The organism is Pseudomonas sp. LFS074 (genome assembly GCF_047978165.1).
Classification (GTDB): Bacteria; Pseudomonadota; Gammaproteobacteria; order Pseudomonadales; family Pseudomonadaceae; genus Aquipseudomonas; species Aquipseudomonas putida_P.
In genome coordinates this window covers 2,201,082-2,218,250 of record NZ_JBFPFV010000001.1, presented here as the reverse complement: position 1 = coordinate 2,218,250, position 17,169 = coordinate 2,201,082, and the positions used below count along the sequence as shown (strand labels likewise).

14 protein-coding genes are annotated in these 17,169 nt (G+C 64.1%); 10 read left to right on the top strand and 4 right to left on the bottom strand.

The features are described from left to right. Positions 1 to 23 precede the first annotated feature (23 nt). The 7 genes from ACNQP3_RS10225 (at position 24) to ACNQP3_RS10195 (ending at position 8,158) form a co-directional block, all read left to right on the top strand. Positions 24 to 503: a hypothetical protein gene (locus ACNQP3_RS10225; protein WP_069942783.1), complete on the top strand. Its 480-nt coding sequence runs from the start codon at positions 24 to 26 to the stop codon at positions 501 to 503. Between the two features lie 58 nt (positions 504 to 561). After that, positions 562 to 2,133, top strand: coding sequence for a sensor domain-containing diguanylate cyclase (locus ACNQP3_RS10220; RefSeq protein ID WP_012271702.1), 1,572 nt, complete (start codon positions 562 to 564; stop codon positions 2,131 to 2,133). 104 nt (positions 2,134 to 2,237) lie between these two features. Beyond that, complete coding sequence (locus ACNQP3_RS10215; protein WP_012271701.1) at positions 2,238 to 3,014, top strand: ParA family protein; 777 nt, start codon at positions 2,238 to 2,240, stop codon at positions 3,012 to 3,014. 115 nt (positions 3,015 to 3,129) lie between these two features. Beyond that, on the top strand, positions 3,130 to 3,540 hold the full coding sequence (locus ACNQP3_RS10210) for a DUF2946 family protein (protein WP_012271700.1): 411 nt from the start codon (positions 3,130 to 3,132) through the stop codon (positions 3,538 to 3,540). A gap of 66 nt (positions 3,541 to 3,606) precedes the next feature. Then, a complete protein-coding gene (locus ACNQP3_RS10205) occupies positions 3,607 to 5,757 on the top strand; it encodes a TonB-dependent receptor (RefSeq protein WP_012271699.1) in 2,151 nt (716 codons plus the stop codon). A gap of 153 nt (positions 5,758 to 5,910) precedes the next feature. Then, positions 5,911 to 6,669, top strand: coding sequence for a hypothetical protein (locus ACNQP3_RS10200; protein WP_264316984.1), 759 nt, complete (start codon positions 5,911 to 5,913; stop codon positions 6,667 to 6,669). 151 nt (positions 6,670 to 6,820) lie between these two features. Further along, entirely contained in the window at positions 6,821 to 8,158 is a 1,338-nt protein-coding gene (locus ACNQP3_RS10195; RefSeq protein WP_012271697.1) for an MFS transporter, read from the top strand. Positions 8,159 to 8,274: 116 nt separating this feature from the next. Here the strand turns inward: ACNQP3_RS10195 and ACNQP3_RS10190 are convergent, their stop codons facing one another. From ACNQP3_RS10190 to ACNQP3_RS10180, 3 genes are read right to left on the bottom strand one after another with little or no spacing between them, the layout of a single operon-like run. Next, entirely contained in the window at positions 8,275 to 11,421 is a 3,147-nt protein-coding gene (locus ACNQP3_RS10190; protein ID WP_012271696.1) for an efflux RND transporter permease subunit, read from the bottom strand. A gap of 16 nt (positions 11,422 to 11,437) precedes the next feature. Further along, positions 11,438 to 12,652 carry an efflux RND transporter periplasmic adaptor subunit gene (locus ACNQP3_RS10185; RefSeq protein WP_012271695.1) on the bottom strand — a complete coding sequence of 405 codons (1,215 nt, stop codon included), beginning with the start codon at positions 12,650 to 12,652 and terminating at the stop codon, positions 11,438 to 11,440. Further along, positions 12,645 to 13,898, bottom strand: coding sequence for a TolC family protein (locus ACNQP3_RS10180; protein ID WP_012271694.1), 1,254 nt, complete (start codon positions 13,896 to 13,898; stop codon positions 12,645 to 12,647). Before ACNQP3_RS10180 ends, ACNQP3_RS10185 begins: the two co-directional genes overlap by 8 nt. Positions 13,899 to 14,104: 206 nt before the next feature. On the opposite strand from ACNQP3_RS10180, the gene aroQ reads away from it, so the two are divergent. The 3 genes from aroQ to ACNQP3_RS10165 all read left to right on the top strand — a co-directional run bounded on the left by aroQ (position 14,105) and on the right by ACNQP3_RS10165 (position 15,665). Continuing rightward, on the top strand, positions 14,105 to 14,554 hold the full coding sequence (gene aroQ / locus ACNQP3_RS10175) for a type II 3-dehydroquinate dehydratase (protein ID WP_012271693.1): 450 nt from the start codon (positions 14,105 to 14,107) through the stop codon (positions 14,552 to 14,554). Beyond that, positions 14,551 to 15,399, top strand: a complete 849-nt coding sequence (locus ACNQP3_RS10170; RefSeq protein ID WP_012271692.1) for a shikimate dehydrogenase — start codon at positions 14,551 to 14,553, stop codon at positions 15,397 to 15,399. The genes aroQ and ACNQP3_RS10170 overlap by 4 nt, the downstream gene beginning before the upstream one ends. Before the next feature lie 86 nt (positions 15,400 to 15,485). Continuing rightward, positions 15,486 to 15,665: a hypothetical protein gene (locus tag ACNQP3_RS10165; RefSeq protein ID WP_060492810.1), complete on the top strand. Its 180-nt coding sequence runs from the start codon at positions 15,486 to 15,488 to the stop codon at positions 15,663 to 15,665. Positions 15,666 to 15,668: 3 nt separating this feature from the next. On the opposite strand, the gene ACNQP3_RS10160 is transcribed toward ACNQP3_RS10165, so the two are convergent. Beyond that, positions 15,669 to 17,081, bottom strand: a complete 1,413-nt coding sequence (locus ACNQP3_RS10160) for an amino acid permease (RefSeq protein ID WP_264316983.1) — start codon at positions 17,079 to 17,081, stop codon at positions 15,669 to 15,671. Positions 17,082 to 17,169: the final 88 nt, after the last annotated feature.

The window sequence follows — 17,169 nt, the reverse complement described above, 5'->3', positions numbered from 1 at the left end:
TCACTGCCCAACCAGGCCATGCCATGTCGCGCTTCCAGAAGTTGCTGTTGCCCCTGTTGCTGACTGCCGCACTCACCGCCTGCGACCAGAAACCCTCCCGTGAAGAACAGATCCTTGCCCAGCTACCGCTGCAGGACGCCTACACACACAACATCGAGCGCATGGCCGCACTGCTGGGCCGCACTCACCCACAGCTGTCGCAGGCGAGCATTCAGGACGTACTGCGCAAGCACCTCACCGTCGAGGACCAGCGCCAGGACCTGTTCCGCCTGTACAGCGAAAAGAACTTCAGCGACGCCGAGTTCGCCACCATCGTCGCCGCCACCCAGGACCCGGCCAAGGCCCGTGCCCTGGAAGACACCGAAGCCGGCAAACGCCTAAGCGAAAAACTCACCACCCTGATGCGTGAAACCGCCCAAGATGCAAACGTTCAGGCCTTGGTCGAACAGCGCATGCAGCAGGTGGAGGACGAACTCGACGCACTGGACAAGGCAGGTTCTTGACCGCGGCGCACCAGGCCACTCCCGTTCAGTAGCCCTTTTCGATCACCCGAGGTCAGGATTGCCACACGCCAAGCATGGATTGCGCCTGGATTTACGTACACTCATTCTGGTGCTCTGCGCCCTTACCGCAGTGGTCATGCTGTGCGCCAGCTACTTCGCCAGCTACCGAGTGCAGCGCCAACTGCTGATCGACAACGCGCTGGAAGCCAACCGGGTGTATGCGACGAAGCTGGCCAGCATCACCGAAACCTTCATCGGCAACGCCCTGCAGCAACTGGCGTTCAGCGCCAGCCTGCAGGGCCGTCAGCTGAGCGATGGTGCTGCGCTGCAGGTGGAAACCGAGCGTGTGCTGGGCCAGAGCATGGCCTTCAACTCCACCTTCGTGATCGACGCCAACGGCGTGCTGTTGGCAGTATCCCCAGCCCCGCTGCGCCACCTGGTCGGCACCCACGTGCAGTCGCCCGGTGCCCAGGAAGCCTTGCACGAACGCCGTCCACTGGTTTCCACGCCCTACCTGTCGGCGGCCGACAACCTGGTGGTGGCGCTCTCGCAACCCATTTTCGACAGCAACGGCCGCTACCTGGGCTATGTGGGCGGCAGCCTGTACCTGCGTGAGCGCAATATCCTCAACAGCCTGCTGGGCGAGCACTTCTACAAGGACGGTTCTTACCTGTACGTAGTCGATCGCAACCGCCGCCTGCTGTACCACCCCAACAGCGAACGGGTAGGCACCGTGGTGGAGGGCAACGCGCTGGTAGACCAGCTGGCGACACTGGACAGCGGTACTCGGCAACTGACCAACAGCCTGGGCGTGGAAATGCTCGCCGGCTTCGCCACCGTACCCAGCGCCGGCTGGGGCGTGGTCGCGCAGCAGCCCTTGGCGCAGACGGTGACGCCACTGAGCCACCTGGTGCTGAACGTCGTCGGCACTTCGGCACCCTTGGCGCTGGTTGGCAGCCTGCTGCTGTGGTGGTTGGCCATGACCATCGCCCGGCCGCTGTGGCAACTGGCCGCGGGTGCCCGCTCGATGGACCGCGCCGGCACCGCCGAACATTTGCATCAGGTGCGGGCCTGGTACTTCGAGGCAGCAGAACTCAAGCGCGCGTTGCTGTTCGGCTTGAACTTGCTGCAAGAGCGGATTGGCCGGCTCAATCGTGACGCCCAGACCGACCCGCTGACGGGCCTGGGCAACCGCCGCAGCCTGGAGTTCAGCCTGTCGCTGCTGGAAGCCGAAGGAAGAGCATTTGCGGCCATCGAGCTGGATATCGATCACTTCAAGCGGGTCAACGACAACCATGGGCATGAGGTGGGTGATCAGGTGCTGCGCCGGCTGGCGGAATTGATGCGCCGTTGTTGCCGCGAAGGTGACCTGCTTTGCCGCACCGGGGGCGAAGAATTCCTGATGCTGCTGCCAGGGGCCAGCCTGGAAGTGGCGGCGGCGGTGGCCGAACGGCTGCGGGTGACAGTGCAGGACACGCCTGTGGAGCCCGTGGGGGCAGTGACGATTTCGCTGGGGGTGGCGCGCTGGGATGGTGATGCGGGCAGCAAGCCTATGGAAGCTTTGGGCCTGGCTGACCGGGCGCTGTACCAGGCCAAGCAGCAAGGTCGCAACCGGGTGGCCATCGCCTGAGCCCCCTGATTGTGAGCTTGTAACAATCTTTGTCATAAAACTGCAGTGTTTCAGTCATAGGATTGACCCCAACCTGACATTTACACTTCATGGATGAGCGTCTCATGCGTCGTGTGGTTTTCAATCAGAAAGGTGGCGTGGGCAAATCCAGCATTGCCTGCAACCTCGCCGCAGCCAGTGCCGCCGAGGGCTATCGGACCCTGCTGGTCGACCTCGACCCGCAGGCCAATGCCACTTACTACCTGACCGGCTTGGTCAATGACGCCATACCTGCCGGCATCGCCGATTTCTTCCGCCAAACCTTGTCGCCGGTTACCGCCGCTGGCAAGAAGCACCGCGTGGCGATCACCGAAACCCGCTACAGCAACCTGCACCTGGTCACCGCCAGCCCTGACCTCAGCGATCTGCAGAGCAAGCTGGAGAGCAAGTTCAAGATCAACAAGCTGCGCAAACTGCTGGTGGAACTGGGCGAGGACTACGAGCGGATCTACATCGACACCCCGCCGGCGCTGAATTTCTACACCTTCAGCGCGCTGGTGGCGGCCGAGCGCTTGTTGATCCCGTTCGACTGCGACAGCTTTTCGCGCCAGGCCCTGCACTGCGTCATGGCCGAGGTCGAGGAGCTGCGCCAAGACCACAACCCGGCACTGCAGGTGGAAGGTGTAGTGGTGAACCAGTTCGCCGGGCGCACCGCGCTGCACCAGACCCTGGTCGAGCAGTTGCGCAACGAAGGCCTGCCGGTGCTGCCGGTGTACTTGAGCAGCTCGATCAAGATGCGGGAGTCGCACCAGGCGTCGGTGCCGTTGGTACATCTGGCGCCACGGCACAAGCTGGCGATGGAGTTTGTCGACTTACTGGATGCGCTGGAGCGAGCGGCCTGACAGGTCTTGGGGGGGCGCTTTGCGCCCCTGTCGCGACAAAAGGCCGCTCCTACAAGCGATCGTGCTGCAGCAAAAGCACTACCCGACCGTTCATCCGAATGGTAGATTCGCCGCCATGAAAACCACCCGGCACACTCGCACGCTGACTGCCTGGGCGCTCTATGCCAGCGTCCTGTTCAGCCTGTTGCTGTGCGGTTTGCACCATGGGCAGATGGGCGGCCTGCGCCTGGCCGGCCTGGAAGGTGGTTTCTGCTCCGTCAACAGCGAGCATGGCGTGGCCATCGACCTGGACGGCGCCGGCGGCGACCAGCACATGGCTCAGCTCGACTGCCCGGTGTGCTCATCGTTCGGCCTGGCGGTACCGCTCAGCAGTGGTGGCTGGTCATTCACCCCGGCGCAAGCCGTGGCCACCTCGCCCATCGTGGTGCGCAGCTGGGCACAACCGCCACCGCGCTATCAACGCCCCGCCCTCAACCCCCGCGCCTCCCCTGCCGTCTTCCCCGCAGCCTCACTTCATTTCGCCTGACTTCAGCCGGGCGCGCCTGTGCGCGCTCGCCGTCAGCCATGAACCTTGCGTGGAAGACACACAAACATGCTTCGCAATACCTCCCTGCTGCTCATCATGGGCACCTGCAGCGTTGCCTGGGCCGACAGCGCCCCTGTCGAACTTGGCGCCACCACCATCGACGGCGAACGCGACGCCGCCAGCGGCGTGCAACTGGACGAGCCGATCCGCACCGGCTCGCGCCTGGGCCTCACCGCGCGAGAAACGCCCGCCTCGGTCAGCGTCTCGGACCGCCGCCTGATCGAAGAACGCGGCGCCAAGGACAGCCAGGACGTGATCAACGCCATGACCGGTGTAAACGCTTCGGCCAACCCTGGCTTTGGCGGCTTCGTCGCCTACCGCGGCTTCACCCAGAACCAGGTCACCCAGTTGTACAACGGCATCAACCTGGGCTACAGCAGCGCCACTCGCCCGGTGGATGCCTGGGTGCTCGACCGCGTCGAGCTGATTGGCGGGCCGTCTTCGTTCCTGCATGGCGCGGGGGCGGTGGGCGGCTCGATCAACTACATCACCAAGCTCGCCAGCCGCGACCAGCAGATCATTGACGGGCGTATTCGCTACGGTAGCTTCGACGACAGCGAAGTGGCCTTCGGCATCAACCAGGCGCTGGCCAGCAACCCCGCCGATGCCCGGCATTTCATGCGCCTGGACTTCAGCCGCGGGCATGGCAACGGTTATGTCGACCGCAACGAACGGCACACCGACAGCCTGGCCTTTTCGCTGCTCAGCGACCTGACGCCCAACCTCACCCACACCTTGGCGCTGGAATACCAGGAAGACCGCGAAGACAGCCCGTACTGGGGCTCGCCGATTTTGCCGGGGCGCAGCACGATGAAAATCGACAACAGCCGCCGCTTCGAAAACTACAACGTTGGCGATGGCCGCTATGAGCAGCGGGTGCGCTGGCTGCGTTCGATCCTCGACTACCAGATCAGCGACAGCACCAGCGTGCAGAACACGCTGTACCACTACAACGCCCAGCGCGATTACCGCAACCTCGAACGTTACACCTACACCCGCGATGGCAAGGTGCAGCGCAGCAGCCCCTACTTGCAGCGCCACGACCAGAACCTGTTGGGCGACCGCATCGAGCTGCGCCATGACAACCAGCTGTTCGGCCTGGCCAGCCAGTGGTCGCTGGGGCTGGAGTACTCGCGCATGCGCCAGACCCTCTACCCCACCTCCAGCAGCTGGAGTGACGTGGTCGATGCCGAGCACTTCGACCCCGGCAGCTTCGATGACATCCCTGGTGTGAATGCCGGCCTGACCAAGCAACGCCGCCACGAGGTCATCAACCGCGCGGTTTTCGCCGAAAACCGCTTGCAGCTGACTGAGCGCCTGGCCCTGCTGACCGCCCTGCGTTACGACTACCTGGACATGGACGTCACCAACTACGGCGCAGTGACGCCAACTTCGCCGGCCTACTTCGAGCGGCGCTGGGAGCCGCTGTCCGGGCGCATCGGCCTGACCTATGCGCTGACGCCTTCGGCCAGCGTGTACGTACAGTACAGCTCTTCCGCCGACTTGCCGGCCGGCTCGCTGGCAGCGGCGACCTACTCCAATGTCGGCCTTTTCGACTTGTCCAAGGGCGAGCAATGGGAAGTGGGCAGCAAGTTCGACTTCCTCGATGGGCGCGGTGCCGCGACGCTGGCGCTGTACCAGATCGTGCGCAAGGACTTTGCCGTCCGCGACTCCAACGACGCCAACCTCACGGTCCAGGCCGGGCAGCAGACCTCACGCGGTATCGAGCTGTCCGGGCGGTTGCAGGTGACACCGAAACTGCTGGCCGAGGCCAACTATGCCTATGTCGATGCACAGTACGATGAGTTCAACGAGGCGGTGAACGGCGTATCGGTGTCGCGCAAAGGCAATGCACCGACCAACGTGCCGGCCAATGTCGCCAACCTGTGGCTGACCTACAGCCTGTCGTCGGCGTGGTCGGTGGGCGCGGACGGGCGCTATGTGGGCTCGGTGTATGCCGACAATGCCAACAGCCTCAAGGCGCCGGCCTACACCCTGTTTGGCGCGTTCGCCCGCTACCGGCTGGATGAGCACACTACGCTGACCGGGCGGGTGCGCAACCTGACCGACGAGGTGTATGCCAAGCAGGCCTACAACAGCCAGTACTACATGGGGCCGCCGCGCACCTTCGAACTGGCACTGGACATGCGCTTCTGATGCACAGGGCGGTATCGGCCATCGCGCCGATACCGCAAAACCATACATTTCCTACACACAAACCACACAAAGCCCTCAAGCATTTCGAGTGATAATATTGGTTCTCATTACCGCCGGCATGAACGCCGGCTCTATCACATCAAGGAAGTTTCTGTGCTCAGACCGTTGTCTCCGGCAATCGTGGCAGCTGCACTCATCGCCTTGGCGGGTTGCCAGAACCGCCCTGCCTCCGAGCAGGACAAGCAGGCGCGCAAGGCATTCGTCAGCGACATGCAACACGTACTGAAGCTGGGCATCGCCACAGCAGATACAGGCAAGCAGGTTGGCGTGGTGATGCTGAATGTCAAACTCGACCAGCACTCCGCCCCCATCAGTTGCAAAACCAGTAAAGCACCGATGAAGTACGAAAGAGCATTACCGGCCGACCTGGTCCGCTCAGACTTCAACGCATTGGCCAACATGGTCGAGGCGCAATGCTGGAAGACCATCTACCCCGTGGTGCCCAAGTCGATGCGCGACGAGGACGGCACGACGGAAATACGAGCGCCGCTGTTCGTGGATCTGCCCGCTGCCGCCCAGGCACTGGATACCCCACGGCGCCAGGCCAATGCACAACGTGAGTTCTTCTGGCAGCACCTGTTGCGCGACCAGCCGGTAAACAGCATCGGCCGGGCCTCGCTCTATTACGAGGCGAATGCGCAGGGCAAGGTCCAAGGCTGCCTGGTACAAATCTATCCCCACCCGAACCGGCCGGATGACTTTCGTCTCGATGGCAGGCTGCAAGCCGAACTCACCAGCCGCTGCATGGTGCTTGACCTGAGCAGCCTGCCGGGCTTCAAGGCCGACATGCACGGCAAAGCCGAAGGCTACAGCGAACTGGAGTACGCCCCCTGGAAGGTCGGCCGGCTGTAAACCGTTATACCGGTTGAATCAGGTATCCCGAGGTCGCCCTCGACAAAGCACCTTTTTGCACCCGGTTATCTACTGGCAAGCACAACAATGATGGCGCGGCCCGACCGCGCCACGTTCATCATGGCTGCCAATGGAACCGGAGAGCACCCGCATGTCCGCACCTCACGAGGTATCCCCCGCCACCCTGCGCAGGGTGATCGCCGCCTCGGCCATCGGCAATTTCGTCGAATGGTTCGACTTCGCCGTGTATGGCTTTCTTGCCACGCTGATCGCCAGCCAGTTCTTTGCCAGCGAAGACCCCAGCGTGGCGTTGCTCAAAACGTTCGCGGTGTTTGCCGTGGCCTTTGCCCTTCGCCCGCTGGGCGGGATCGTGTTCGGCGCGCTGGGCGACCGCCTGGGGCGCAAGCGCATCCTGTCGCTGACAATCCTCTTGATGGCCGGCTCCACCACCCTGATCGGCCTGCTGCCGACCTACGCCAGCATTGGCCTGGCAGCCCCCGTGCTGCTCACCCTGGCGCGCTGCCTGCAGGGCTTTTCTGCCGGTGGCGAGTACGCGGGGGCCTGTGCCTACTTGATGGAGCACGCACCTAACGACAGGCGTGCGTTTTACGGCAGTTTCGTGCCGGTCTCGACCTTTTCCGCCTTCGCCTGCGCCGCAGTGATCGCCTATGGGCTGGAAGCCAGCCTGTCGGCCGAGGCAATGAATGCCTGGGGCTGGCGCGTTCCATTCCTGATTGCCGCGCCGCTGGGGCTGGTCGGTCTGTACCTGCGCTGGCGCATGGAAGAAACCCCGGCATTCCGCGAAGCCGTCGCCCAAGGCAAGGAACATGAGCATTCGCCGCTCAAATACACCCTGCGTCACCATGGCCGGGTCATTCGCAACCTGGGGGCGTTCATCTCGCTGACCGCCCTGTCGTTCTACATGTTCACCACCTACTTCGCCACGTACCTGCAACTGGTAGGCAACCTGACCCGCGCACAGTCGCTACTGGTGACCACCGTGGCCCTGCTGTTCGCCGCCGTCGGCTGCCCGCTGGCCGGCGCGTTCTCGGACCGAGTGGGGCGGCGCAAGACCATCGGCTTTACTTGCCTGTGGGTGATGCTGTGCGTGTTCCCGGCATACTGGCTGGCCAGCTCTGGCTCGATGTCGGGTGCACTGCTGGGGGTGATTCTGTTGGCGGTGGGCGCGTTGTGCAGTGGCGTGGTCACTGCGGCGTTGCTGTCCGAAAGCTTCCCAACCCGCACCCGCTACACCGCTTCGGCGATTACCTACAACGTGGCCTATACGCTGTTTGGCGGCACCGCGCCGTTGGTGGCGACCTGGCTGATCGGGCAGACCGGCAGCAGCCTGGCACCGGCGTTTTACCTGGTGGTGATTGCGCTGGTGGCGCTGGTGGGCGGGTTGGCGTTGCCGGAGACTTCGCGGATTTCGTTGCATGATGAGGGGGGGGTAGACGGCGTGCAGTCTGGAGTTCGTAGTACTGTCTGAGATTGTCGGGGCTGCTTTTGCAGCCCATCGCGACACAAGGCCGCTCCTACAGGGAAATACGCAATCCTGTAGGAGCGGCCTTGTGTCGCGATGGGCCGCAAAGCGGCCCCTGGCTCTCAGCCCTCTTGCGCCTCTTCCCGCCGATACGCCCACTGATACAACGCAGGCAGAACCAGCAACGTCAACGCAGTAGAAGACAGGATCCCACCAATCACTACCGTCGCCAGCGGCCGCTGCACCTCAGCCCCGGTCCCCGTGGCCAAGGCCATCGGAATGAACCCCAGCGAAGCCACCAGCGCGGTCATCAGCACCGGCCGCAAGCGCGTCAAGGCGCCCTCTTCTACCGCCACCCGCAACGGGCGCCCTTCTTCGCGCAGGCCACGGATAAAGGCGATCATCACCAGCCCGTTGAGCACTGCCACCCCCGACAGGGCAATGAAACCCACACCCGCCGAGATGGACAACGGGATGTCCCGCAACCACAGCGCCAGCACCCCACCGGTCAGGGCAAACGGAATACCGGTGAACACCAGCAAGCCATCCCTGAGGTTATTGAACATCATCAGCAACAGTGCCATGACCAGCAGCAAGGCTACCGGCACCACCACCTGCAGGCGCTCGGTTGCCGATTGCAACTGTTCGAACTGCCCACCCCAGCGTGTCCAGTAACCCGGTGGAATCTGCACCTGCTGGATCAGGGTCTGTTCGGCATCCTCCACGAACGAGCCCAGGTCACGCCCGCGAACGTTGGCGCTGACCACCACCACCCGCTTGCCATCCTCGCGGCTGACCTGGTTAGGCCCCAGTTGCAGGTTCAACGTGGCCACCTGAGACAGCGGGATAAAGCCGATTTGCGCAGCGCCCGCAGTGGCACTGGCCGGTACCGGAATCAGCAGGCTGGAAAGCCCGTCCACATCCGTGCGCAAGGTTTCGGGCAGGCGCACCACCATGTCGAAGCGCCGGTCGCCTTCATACAGTGTGCCTGCCGTGCGGCCACCCACGGCAATGGCGATGGCGTCCTGCACGTCGCCCACGTTCAGGCCATGGCGCGCCGCCTTGTCGCGGTCGATGTCGATGGTCAGCACCGGCAGGCCGGTGGTTTGCTCCACCTTCACCTCGGACGCACCCGCGACACCTTGCAGGCTGCTGGCGATTTGCGCGGCGGTGCGGTTGAGCACATCCATGTCATCACCGAACAACTTCACCGCCACATCGCTGCGCACCCCGGAAATCAGCTCGTTGAAACGCAACTGGATCGGCTGCGACAGCTCGTAGTTGCTGCCCGGTACGCTGGCGGCAGCACGTTGCACCTCGGCGATCAGTTCGTCACGCGGCTTGCCCGGATCTACCCACTGCTCGCGCGGGCGCAACATCACATAGGCGTCGGAGATGTTCGGTGGCATCGGGTCAGAGGCGATTTCGGCAGTACCGGTACGGGCGAACACCCGCTCCACCTCCGGCACCTGGGCGATGATCGCCTGCTCCAGGCGCTGCTGCATGTCCACCGACTGCGACAGGCTGGTACCCGGCACACGCAGGGCCTGCAAGGCAAAGTCGCCCTCGCTTAGGCTGGGGATGAACTCGCTGCCCATGCGGCTGGCCATGACCCCGGACAACAGCACCAGGGCGGCAGCGGCGGCAAACGCCACCTTGCGCCGGCCCAGCACCCAGGCCAGCACCGGCGCATAACGCTGGCGCGCCGTGCGCATCACCAGGCCTTCTTCTTCCTTGACCTTGCCGGTGACGAACAGGGCAATGGCCGCCGGCACGAACGTGACCGAAAGAATCATGGCGCCGAGCAAGGCCATGACCACGGTAAAGGCCATGGGGTGGAACATCTTGCCCTCGACACCGGTCAGGGCAAAGATCGGCAGGTACACCACCATGATGATCAACTGCCCGTAGATCAGCGGCCGGCGCGCCTCGCGGGCGGCGGCGAACACTTCATGGAAGCGCTCGCTGCGGGTCAGCATGCGGCCATGGCGTTGCTGGGCATGGGCCAGGCGGCGGATGGCGTTTTCCACGATCACCACCGCACCGTCGACGATGATGCCGAAGTCCAGCGCGCCTAGGCTCATCAAGTTGGCGCTGACCTTGTTGCTGAACATGCCAGTGAAAGTGAACAGCATCGACAGCGGGATGACCATTGCGGTGATCAGTGCGGCGCGGATGTTGCCCAGGAACAGGAACAGCACGGCAATGACCAGGATGGCCCCTTCGATCAGGTTCTTCTTCACCGTGGCGATGGCTTTTTCCACCAGGTTGGTGCGGTCGTACACGGTCACCGCCACCACCCCCTTGGGCAGGTTGCGGTTGATCTCGACCAATTTGGCGGCGACCGCCTGGGACACCGTGCGGCTGTTCTCGCCAATCAGCATGAACACCGTGCCCAGCACCACCTCCCGGCCATTTTCGGTGGCCGCACCCGAGCGAAGCTCTTCGCCCAGGCCAACCTCGGCAACATGGCTGACACGGATTGGCGTGCCATCGACGCTGGAGATGACAATGTTGGCGATGTCTTCGGCCGACGCCACCTGGCCCGGTGCGCGAATCAGCAACTGTTCGCCATTGCGCTCGATGTAACCGGCGCCGACGTTGGCGTTGTTGCGTTCCAACGCCGCGATCAGGTCATTGAGGGTGAGCTTGTAGGCCGCCAGGCGTTTGGGCTCCGGCGCAATCAGGTATTGCTTGGCATGGCCACCAATGCTGTTGACCTCGGCCACCCCCGGCACATTGCGCAGCTGTGGCTTGATGATCCAGTCCTGGATCACCCGCAGGTCGGTTGGGGTGTAGGGTGTGCCGTCTTCCTTGAGCGCCCCCTCCTCGGCTTCCACCGTCCACAGGAAGATTTCCCCCAGCCCGGTGGAGATCGGCCCCATGCCCGCTTCTATCCCCTCGGGCAATTGCTCGCGAGCCACTTGCAGGCGCTCGTTGACCAACTGGCGGGCGAAGAACACGTCGGTGCCATCATCGAAAATCACCGTAACCTGCGACAAGCCCGAACGCGACAGCGAGCGGGTCTGCTTCAGCCCAGGCAGGCCAGCCATGGCGGTTTCGATGGCAAAGGTGATGCGCTGCTCGGTCTCCAGCGGCGAATAACCGGGGGCGGCGGTGTTGATCTGCACCTGGACGTTGGTAATGTCCGGCACAGCGTCGATCGGCAGTTTCTGGTAGCTGTGGATACCCACCGCGGCCATCAGGACCACGGCCAGCATCACCACCAGGCGCTGCTCGATGGCGAATTGAATCAGGCGTTCGAACATGCAGGTGTCCCCGTGATCAATGGCTGTGCTCGGCCGAGCCTTTGCCCAGCTCCGACTTGAGGACAAAGCTGCCGGCGGCCGCTACCTGAGTACCGGCGGCCAGGCCGCTGAGAATCTCTACCTGGCCAGCATCGCGGCGGCCAGTCGTTACCGGGCGGGCCTCGAAGCCTTCCTCGGTGCGGGCAAACACCACGGTCTGTTCTTCCCAGGTTTGCAGGGCGTTTTCCGGCACCGTCACGGCGGCCTTGAAGCGCTCGACGCTGACAGCAATGTTGACGAACAGCCCTGGGCGCCAGGCCCCGTTGGGGTTGGCCAGGGTGGCGCGCACGGTAGCGGCGCGGTTCTGCTCACCGAGCAGGCTGCCGACGTAGTTGACCTTGCCCTCGACCTGGGCGCCCAGGTCCGGCGCACTGACCGTGACATCGCGGCCAGTCACGACCTTGCCAAGGTCACGCGGGGCCACGGCGAAGGTGGCCCACACACGGCTCAAGTCAGACAGGGTGAAAGCGTTGCTGGTCTCGTCAACCACTTCGCCTGCAGTCAGGTGCTTTTCCACGACCACCGCATCGAATGGCGCACGTAGCTCATAGCGGTTACCGGCACCGGCCGGGCCCACGGCGGCGACCTTCTGCCGGGCGTTGGCCAAGGCGATCTCGGCCTCCTGCAATGCCTGGCGCGCCTGCAGGTAATCCTGCTCGGCGCTGATGCGCTCCTGCCACAGTTGCTGTTCACGCTGGAAGGTCAGCCGCGCCAGCTCCAGACGACGCTGGGCGGCCTGCTGCTCGCTGCGCAGGTCGGAGATCTGCTGGCTGGCGATCACCGCCAGCACCTGGCCGCGCTTGACCGCCTGGCCCAGCTCGGCGTGCACCGCCTCGACGACGCCCGGCACACGGGGGACGACGTGGGCGGTACGGTCCTCGTCAAAGCGGATTTCACCTGGGAAGCTGATGGCGATGCCCAACTCACGGGGGCCTGCGGCAGCCAGTTGCACGCCGGCGGCTTCGATCTGGGCGATGGACAGGTGCAGCTGGCCTTCTTCTTCAGCGTGCCCCTCCTCGGCATGGCCCTCAGTGGCCTGCTCTGCGGCGTGGCCGTGGCTGTCTTGGCCATGATCGTCGTGCCGGGCTTCGGCTTTCGACGCCTGGCCGAGGTTGCCGGTCCAGGCCAGGCCGCCAAGGCCGAGTGCGGCGACGGCGGCGGCCAGAAGGGCTAGCTTGCGTGGGTTAGTCATTGTTGCTCCTGCTATTCGGTGTGTTGCTCAGGCCATCGAGGTCGCCGTAGATCCGCTCGACTTGCGCGCGCGCATCGGTCGCCGAGGCCAGCGCCTCGAGGTACAGCCCGCGGGCCTCGATCAGCGTGCGCTGGGCGTCGAGTACATCGAGAAAGGCGAACTTGCCCATTTCAAAACCGCGAGTGGCGGTATCCACGGCCTGCTGCGCAGCGGGCAGGATGGTGCGGTCATAGGCCTGCACGTCCTGCATCGCCGTGGCCCACTGGCTCACGGCACTGCGGGTTTCACTGCGCAGGCGCAGTTCCACGGCGTTGCGCAGGTCACGCGCCTGGTCGGCACGGCGCGCAGCGGCCAGTACATTGCCCTGGTTGCGGTCGAACAACGGCAACGGCATGGACAGGCCAACCACGTTCACCCGCTCACGGTCCTCACGGCTGTACTGGCTGCCAAGGCTGACGGTGAGGTTGGGAATACGCTGGGCCTTTTCCGAACCCAGGGAAGCATCGCCGCGCTCGACCTGCGCAGCGGCCAGGCGCCATTCGACGGTCTGTTCGACCTGCTCAAGCAAAGCGTCGGCGTTGGGCGCAACGCCCGGCGAAAGGTTGGCGGCCTGCAGCTGGTCGAAACCTGCCAGCGGGCTGCCGGTCAGGCGGGCCAGCGCCTGGTAGGCCACGCTGCGCTGGGTGCGTGCGCGGCGCACTTCGGCCTGGGCCTGGGCCAGCTGCACCTGGGCACGGGTGGCCTCTACCGGCGATGACTGGCCCGCAGTGACCCGCCCTTGCACAACCCGCAGCCCGCGTTCAGTCAGTGCCTGCGACTGCTGCGCCAGCTCCAGCGCGGTCTGCGCGCGCAAGGCTGCATGAAAGGCCTGCACCACATCGGCCCGCAGGCCGTTGCGCTGGCGCTCCAGGTCGAGCTGGGCAATGGCCTGGCCAGCACCGGCCACGGCGATACGTGCCCCGCGCTTGCCGCCCAGCTCCAGCGGTTGGCTGAGGGTGACGGTGGTGGTGCTGGTGTCACGGCGGGTGTCCTCGACTTCCCAGGCCAGCTCGGGGTTGGGGAGCAACCCGGCCTGGCGCCGTTCACCTTCGGCAATGCCGATTTCGCGGCCGGCCGCAGCCAGCTCCGGGTTCTGGGCAAAGGCGGCGGCAAGCGCCTGGGGCAGGCTCAGGCTCTGGCTGGCCTGGGCGCTGGTGGCACCGGCCAGCAACAGGCAGAGCAAGGCGATCTTGCGGGGGATGGGCACGAATCAAGTCCTCTCGGCGAAGCGTTGGCGAGGGACTGTAGAAAGGGTTGGTTATCGGGGCGGTGGCGGCAACATTACAATTTTGTAATCACCAACGCAGTTCGATAATCGCCCACTTTCCCGGTGCGAAGTGGCTGTCCAATTGACGGAACTAACCAGTCAGTACAAAACTAAGCGCATCCAACAACAACAAAGTGATGCCCGTCATGAAGCCCCTTATTCTCGTGCTCAACGGCCCCAACCTGAACATGCTGGGCACCCGCGAGCCTGCCCAATACGGCCATGAAACCCTTGCCGACCTGGCTCAAGGGTGTGCCGATACTGCCCATGCCCACGGCCTGGAAATCGAATTCCGCCAAACCAACCACGAAGGCGAACTGATCGACTGGGTCCACGCCGCCCGTGGCCGTTGCGCCGGTATCGTGATCAACCCTGGCGCCTGGACCCACACATCGGTCGCCATCCGCGATGCCCTGGTGGCCAGCGAGCTGCCGGTCATCGAAGTGCACTTGTCCAACGTGCACAAGCGCGAGCCGTTCCGTCACCTGTCGTTCGTCTCTTCCATCGCCGTCGGTGTCATCTGCGGCCTGGGCAGCCATGGCTACCGCATGGCCCTGAGCCACTTCGCCGAAATGTTCCAGGAGCGCACGGCATGAGCCAACAAGCCATCCTCGCCGGCCTGATCGGCCGCGGCATCCAGCTGTCGCGCACCCCCGCCCTGCACGAACACGAAGGCGACGCGCAGGCCTTGCGTTACCTGTACCGCCTGATCGATGCCGACCAGTTGCAACTGGACGACAGCGCCCTGCCCGGCCTGCTTGACGCCGCGCAGCACACCGGTTTTACCGGGCTCAACATCACCTACCCATTCAAGCAGGCGATTCTGCCGTTGCTCGACGAGCTGTCCGACGAAGCCCGTGGCATCGGTGCGGTGAACACCGTGGTGCTCAAGGACGGCAAGCGGGTCGGCCACAACACCGATTGCCTGGGTTTTGCCGAGGGCTTGCGCCGTGGCCTGCCCGACGTCGCGCGGCGCCAGGTGGTGCAGATGGGCGCTGGCGGTGCAGGCTCGGCCGTGGCCCATGCCCTGCTGGGTGAAGGGGTCGAGCGGCTGGTGCTGTTCGAAGTGGACGCTGCCCGTGCACAGGCATTGGTAGACAACCTGAACGCTCATTTCGGCGCCGGTCGTGCCGTGGTCGGCACGGACCTGGCCACAGCATTGGCCGAAGCGGACGGGCTGGTCAACACCACCCCGGTGGGCATGGCCAAGCTACCGGGCACCCCACTGCCGGTAGCGTTGCTGCATGCACGCCTGTGGGTGGCGGAAATCATCTACTTCCCCCTGGAGACCGAACTGCTGCGCGCGGCCCGGGCACTGGGTTGCCGCACCCTGGATGGCAGCAACATGGCCGTGTTCCAGGCGGTGAAGGCGTTCGAGCTGTTCAGCGGGCAACAGGCGGATGCGGCACGGATGCAGGCGCATTTCGCCAGCTTCACCTGACGGTTATCAGCGGCAAGCCCGCGAACGCTGAACTGTAGCGGCGATGAGGCCGGAACTGACCGCCTATGCTTGAAGTCAGTCCCTTTATGCGCACGTCCATGAAGACCTCCATCGCCCTCGCCATCCTGGCCCTGATCGCCGCCGCCGCCCTGCTCGGCTCACCGTGGATGAACCAGCGCTTCCACATGCCTGCAGAAAAAACCCAGGCTCAACAACGCGAAACGGCCGGGTCCCCAAGGGAGCCGGCCGTTTCCAAACGCGAGTGACGCTTAGTGCTGCTTGCTGCCAGAGCGGATCTGGTGCACCACACCCATTGCCACCACGATCGCCGCAGCGATACCGGTAGAGATCACCAGGATCTGGTAGTCAGGCATGAAGGCCATGGTTACCAGGGCGGCCACGATGAACGCGATCACCAGGTAGGTCAGCCACGGGAACAGCCACATCTTCAGGCGTACTTCCTTGCCCTCGGCAATCAGCTTGCGGCGCATGCGCAGTTGCGAGAAGGCGATGACCAGGTACACCAGCAGGGCAATCATGCCGGTGGTGTTCATCAGGGTGTCCAGTACGTCTTTCGGGCGCAGGGTCTCGCTGAAGTTGATCAGCGCACACACCACGGCCACGGCGCACGAGCCCATGATCGCGTACACCGGTACACCGGTGCCGGCGCGGGTGATCTTGAAGAACGAAGGCGCGTCGCCACGCTGGGCCAGGGAGAACAGCATGCGCGAGGCGGTGTAGTGGCCGGAGATCAGGCAGCTGCTCACCGAGGTCAGCACCACGAAGTTCATCAGCAGTTCGGCATACGGCACGCCCAGCAGTTCCAGGGTACGGCGGTAGGCACCGTAGCCGGAGACGCCCAGGTGCGGGTCGTTCCACGGTACCAGGCAGACGATCAGGAAGATCGAGCCGACGTAGAACAGGCACACACGCCAAACCACCGAGTTGGTCGCCTTGACGATCTGCGCCGCAGGGTCCTTGGCTTCGGAGGCCGCGATCGTGACGATTTCGGCGCCGAGGAAGGCGAACATCACCCCGAGCAGGGCACCGATCACGGTGGTGATGCCATTGGGCATGAAGCCTTCGGCGGTGAGATGGCTGATGCCACGCACCTCACCGAACTGCCAGACGCTCATCACGGCAGCGGTACACACGATCAGGAAGCAGACAATCGCAATCACCTTGATCAAGGCGAACCAGAACTCGAACTCACCGTAGTGCTTGACGTTGAAGAAGTTGACGGTGATCAGCAGCAGGGTCGTGGCCAGCACGAACACGTTGACGCTGACGTCAGGGAAGAAGCCATGCAGGATCTTGCCCGCCACATAGGCTTCCCAGGCCATGAGGATGACCCAGTACCACCAGTACAGCCAGCCGATGGTGAAACCGGCCCAACGGCCAATGGCGCGGTCGGCGTAGGTGGAGAACGAGCCGGTGTCTGGCGAGGAAGTCGCCATTTCACCCAGCATGCGCATGATCAGCACCACCAGGATGCCGCCTGCCAGATAGGCCAGGACAGCGGCTGGGCCGGCGCTGTGGATCACGCTGCCGGAACCGACGAACAAGGCGCCGCCAATAACCCCGGCGATCGACATCATCGTCAGGTGGCGCGACTTCAGCGAGGCACTGAGCTTGCTCTCGTGCCCGCTTTTCGCGGTGGTGGTTGTGGATGTTGCGTCCATCAGTTGTGTACCCCGTGCTTCTTTTTATCCAAGGAAAACTGTGAAACCCCGATGGCTGGCGATTTCACCTGTACATCAGTGCTAATGC

Excerpts from the sequence above, each read along its gene's own strand:
- ACNQP3_RS10160 (WP_264316983.1), bottom strand. The coding sequence starts at position 17,081 with ATGGACGCAACATCCACAACCACCACCGCGAAAAGCGGGCACGAGAGC.
- ACNQP3_RS10215 (WP_012271701.1), top strand. The coding sequence starts at position 2,238 with ATGCGTCGTGTGGTTTTCAATCAGAAAGGTGGCGTGGGCAAATCCAGC.
- ACNQP3_RS10165 (WP_060492810.1), top strand. The coding sequence starts at position 15,486 with ATGCGCACGTCCATGAAGACCTCCATCGCCCTCGCCATCCTGGCCCTG.
- ACNQP3_RS10225 (WP_069942783.1), top strand. The coding sequence starts at position 24 with ATGTCGCGCTTCCAGAAGTTGCTGTTGCCCCTGTTGCTGACTGCCGCA.
- ACNQP3_RS10190 (WP_012271696.1), bottom strand. The coding sequence starts at position 11,421 with ATGTTCGAACGCCTGATTCAATTCGCCATCGAGCAGCGCCTGGTGGTG.
- ACNQP3_RS10195 (WP_012271697.1), top strand. The coding sequence starts at position 6,821 with ATGTCCGCACCTCACGAGGTATCCCCCGCCACCCTGCGCAGGGTGATC.
- ACNQP3_RS10170 (WP_012271692.1), top strand. The coding sequence starts at position 14,551 with ATGAGCCAACAAGCCATCCTCGCCGGCCTGATCGGCCGCGGCATCCAG.
- ACNQP3_RS10185 (WP_012271695.1), bottom strand. The coding sequence starts at position 12,652 with ATGACTAACCCACGCAAGCTAGCCCTTCTGGCCGCCGCCGTCGCCGCA.
- ACNQP3_RS10205 (WP_012271699.1), top strand. The coding sequence starts at position 3,607 with ATGCTTCGCAATACCTCCCTGCTGCTCATCATGGGCACCTGCAGCGTT.
- ACNQP3_RS10210 (WP_012271700.1), top strand. The coding sequence starts at position 3,130 with ATGAAAACCACCCGGCACACTCGCACGCTGACTGCCTGGGCGCTCTAT.
- aroQ (WP_012271693.1), top strand. The coding sequence starts at position 14,105 with ATGAAGCCCCTTATTCTCGTGCTCAACGGCCCCAACCTGAACATGCTG.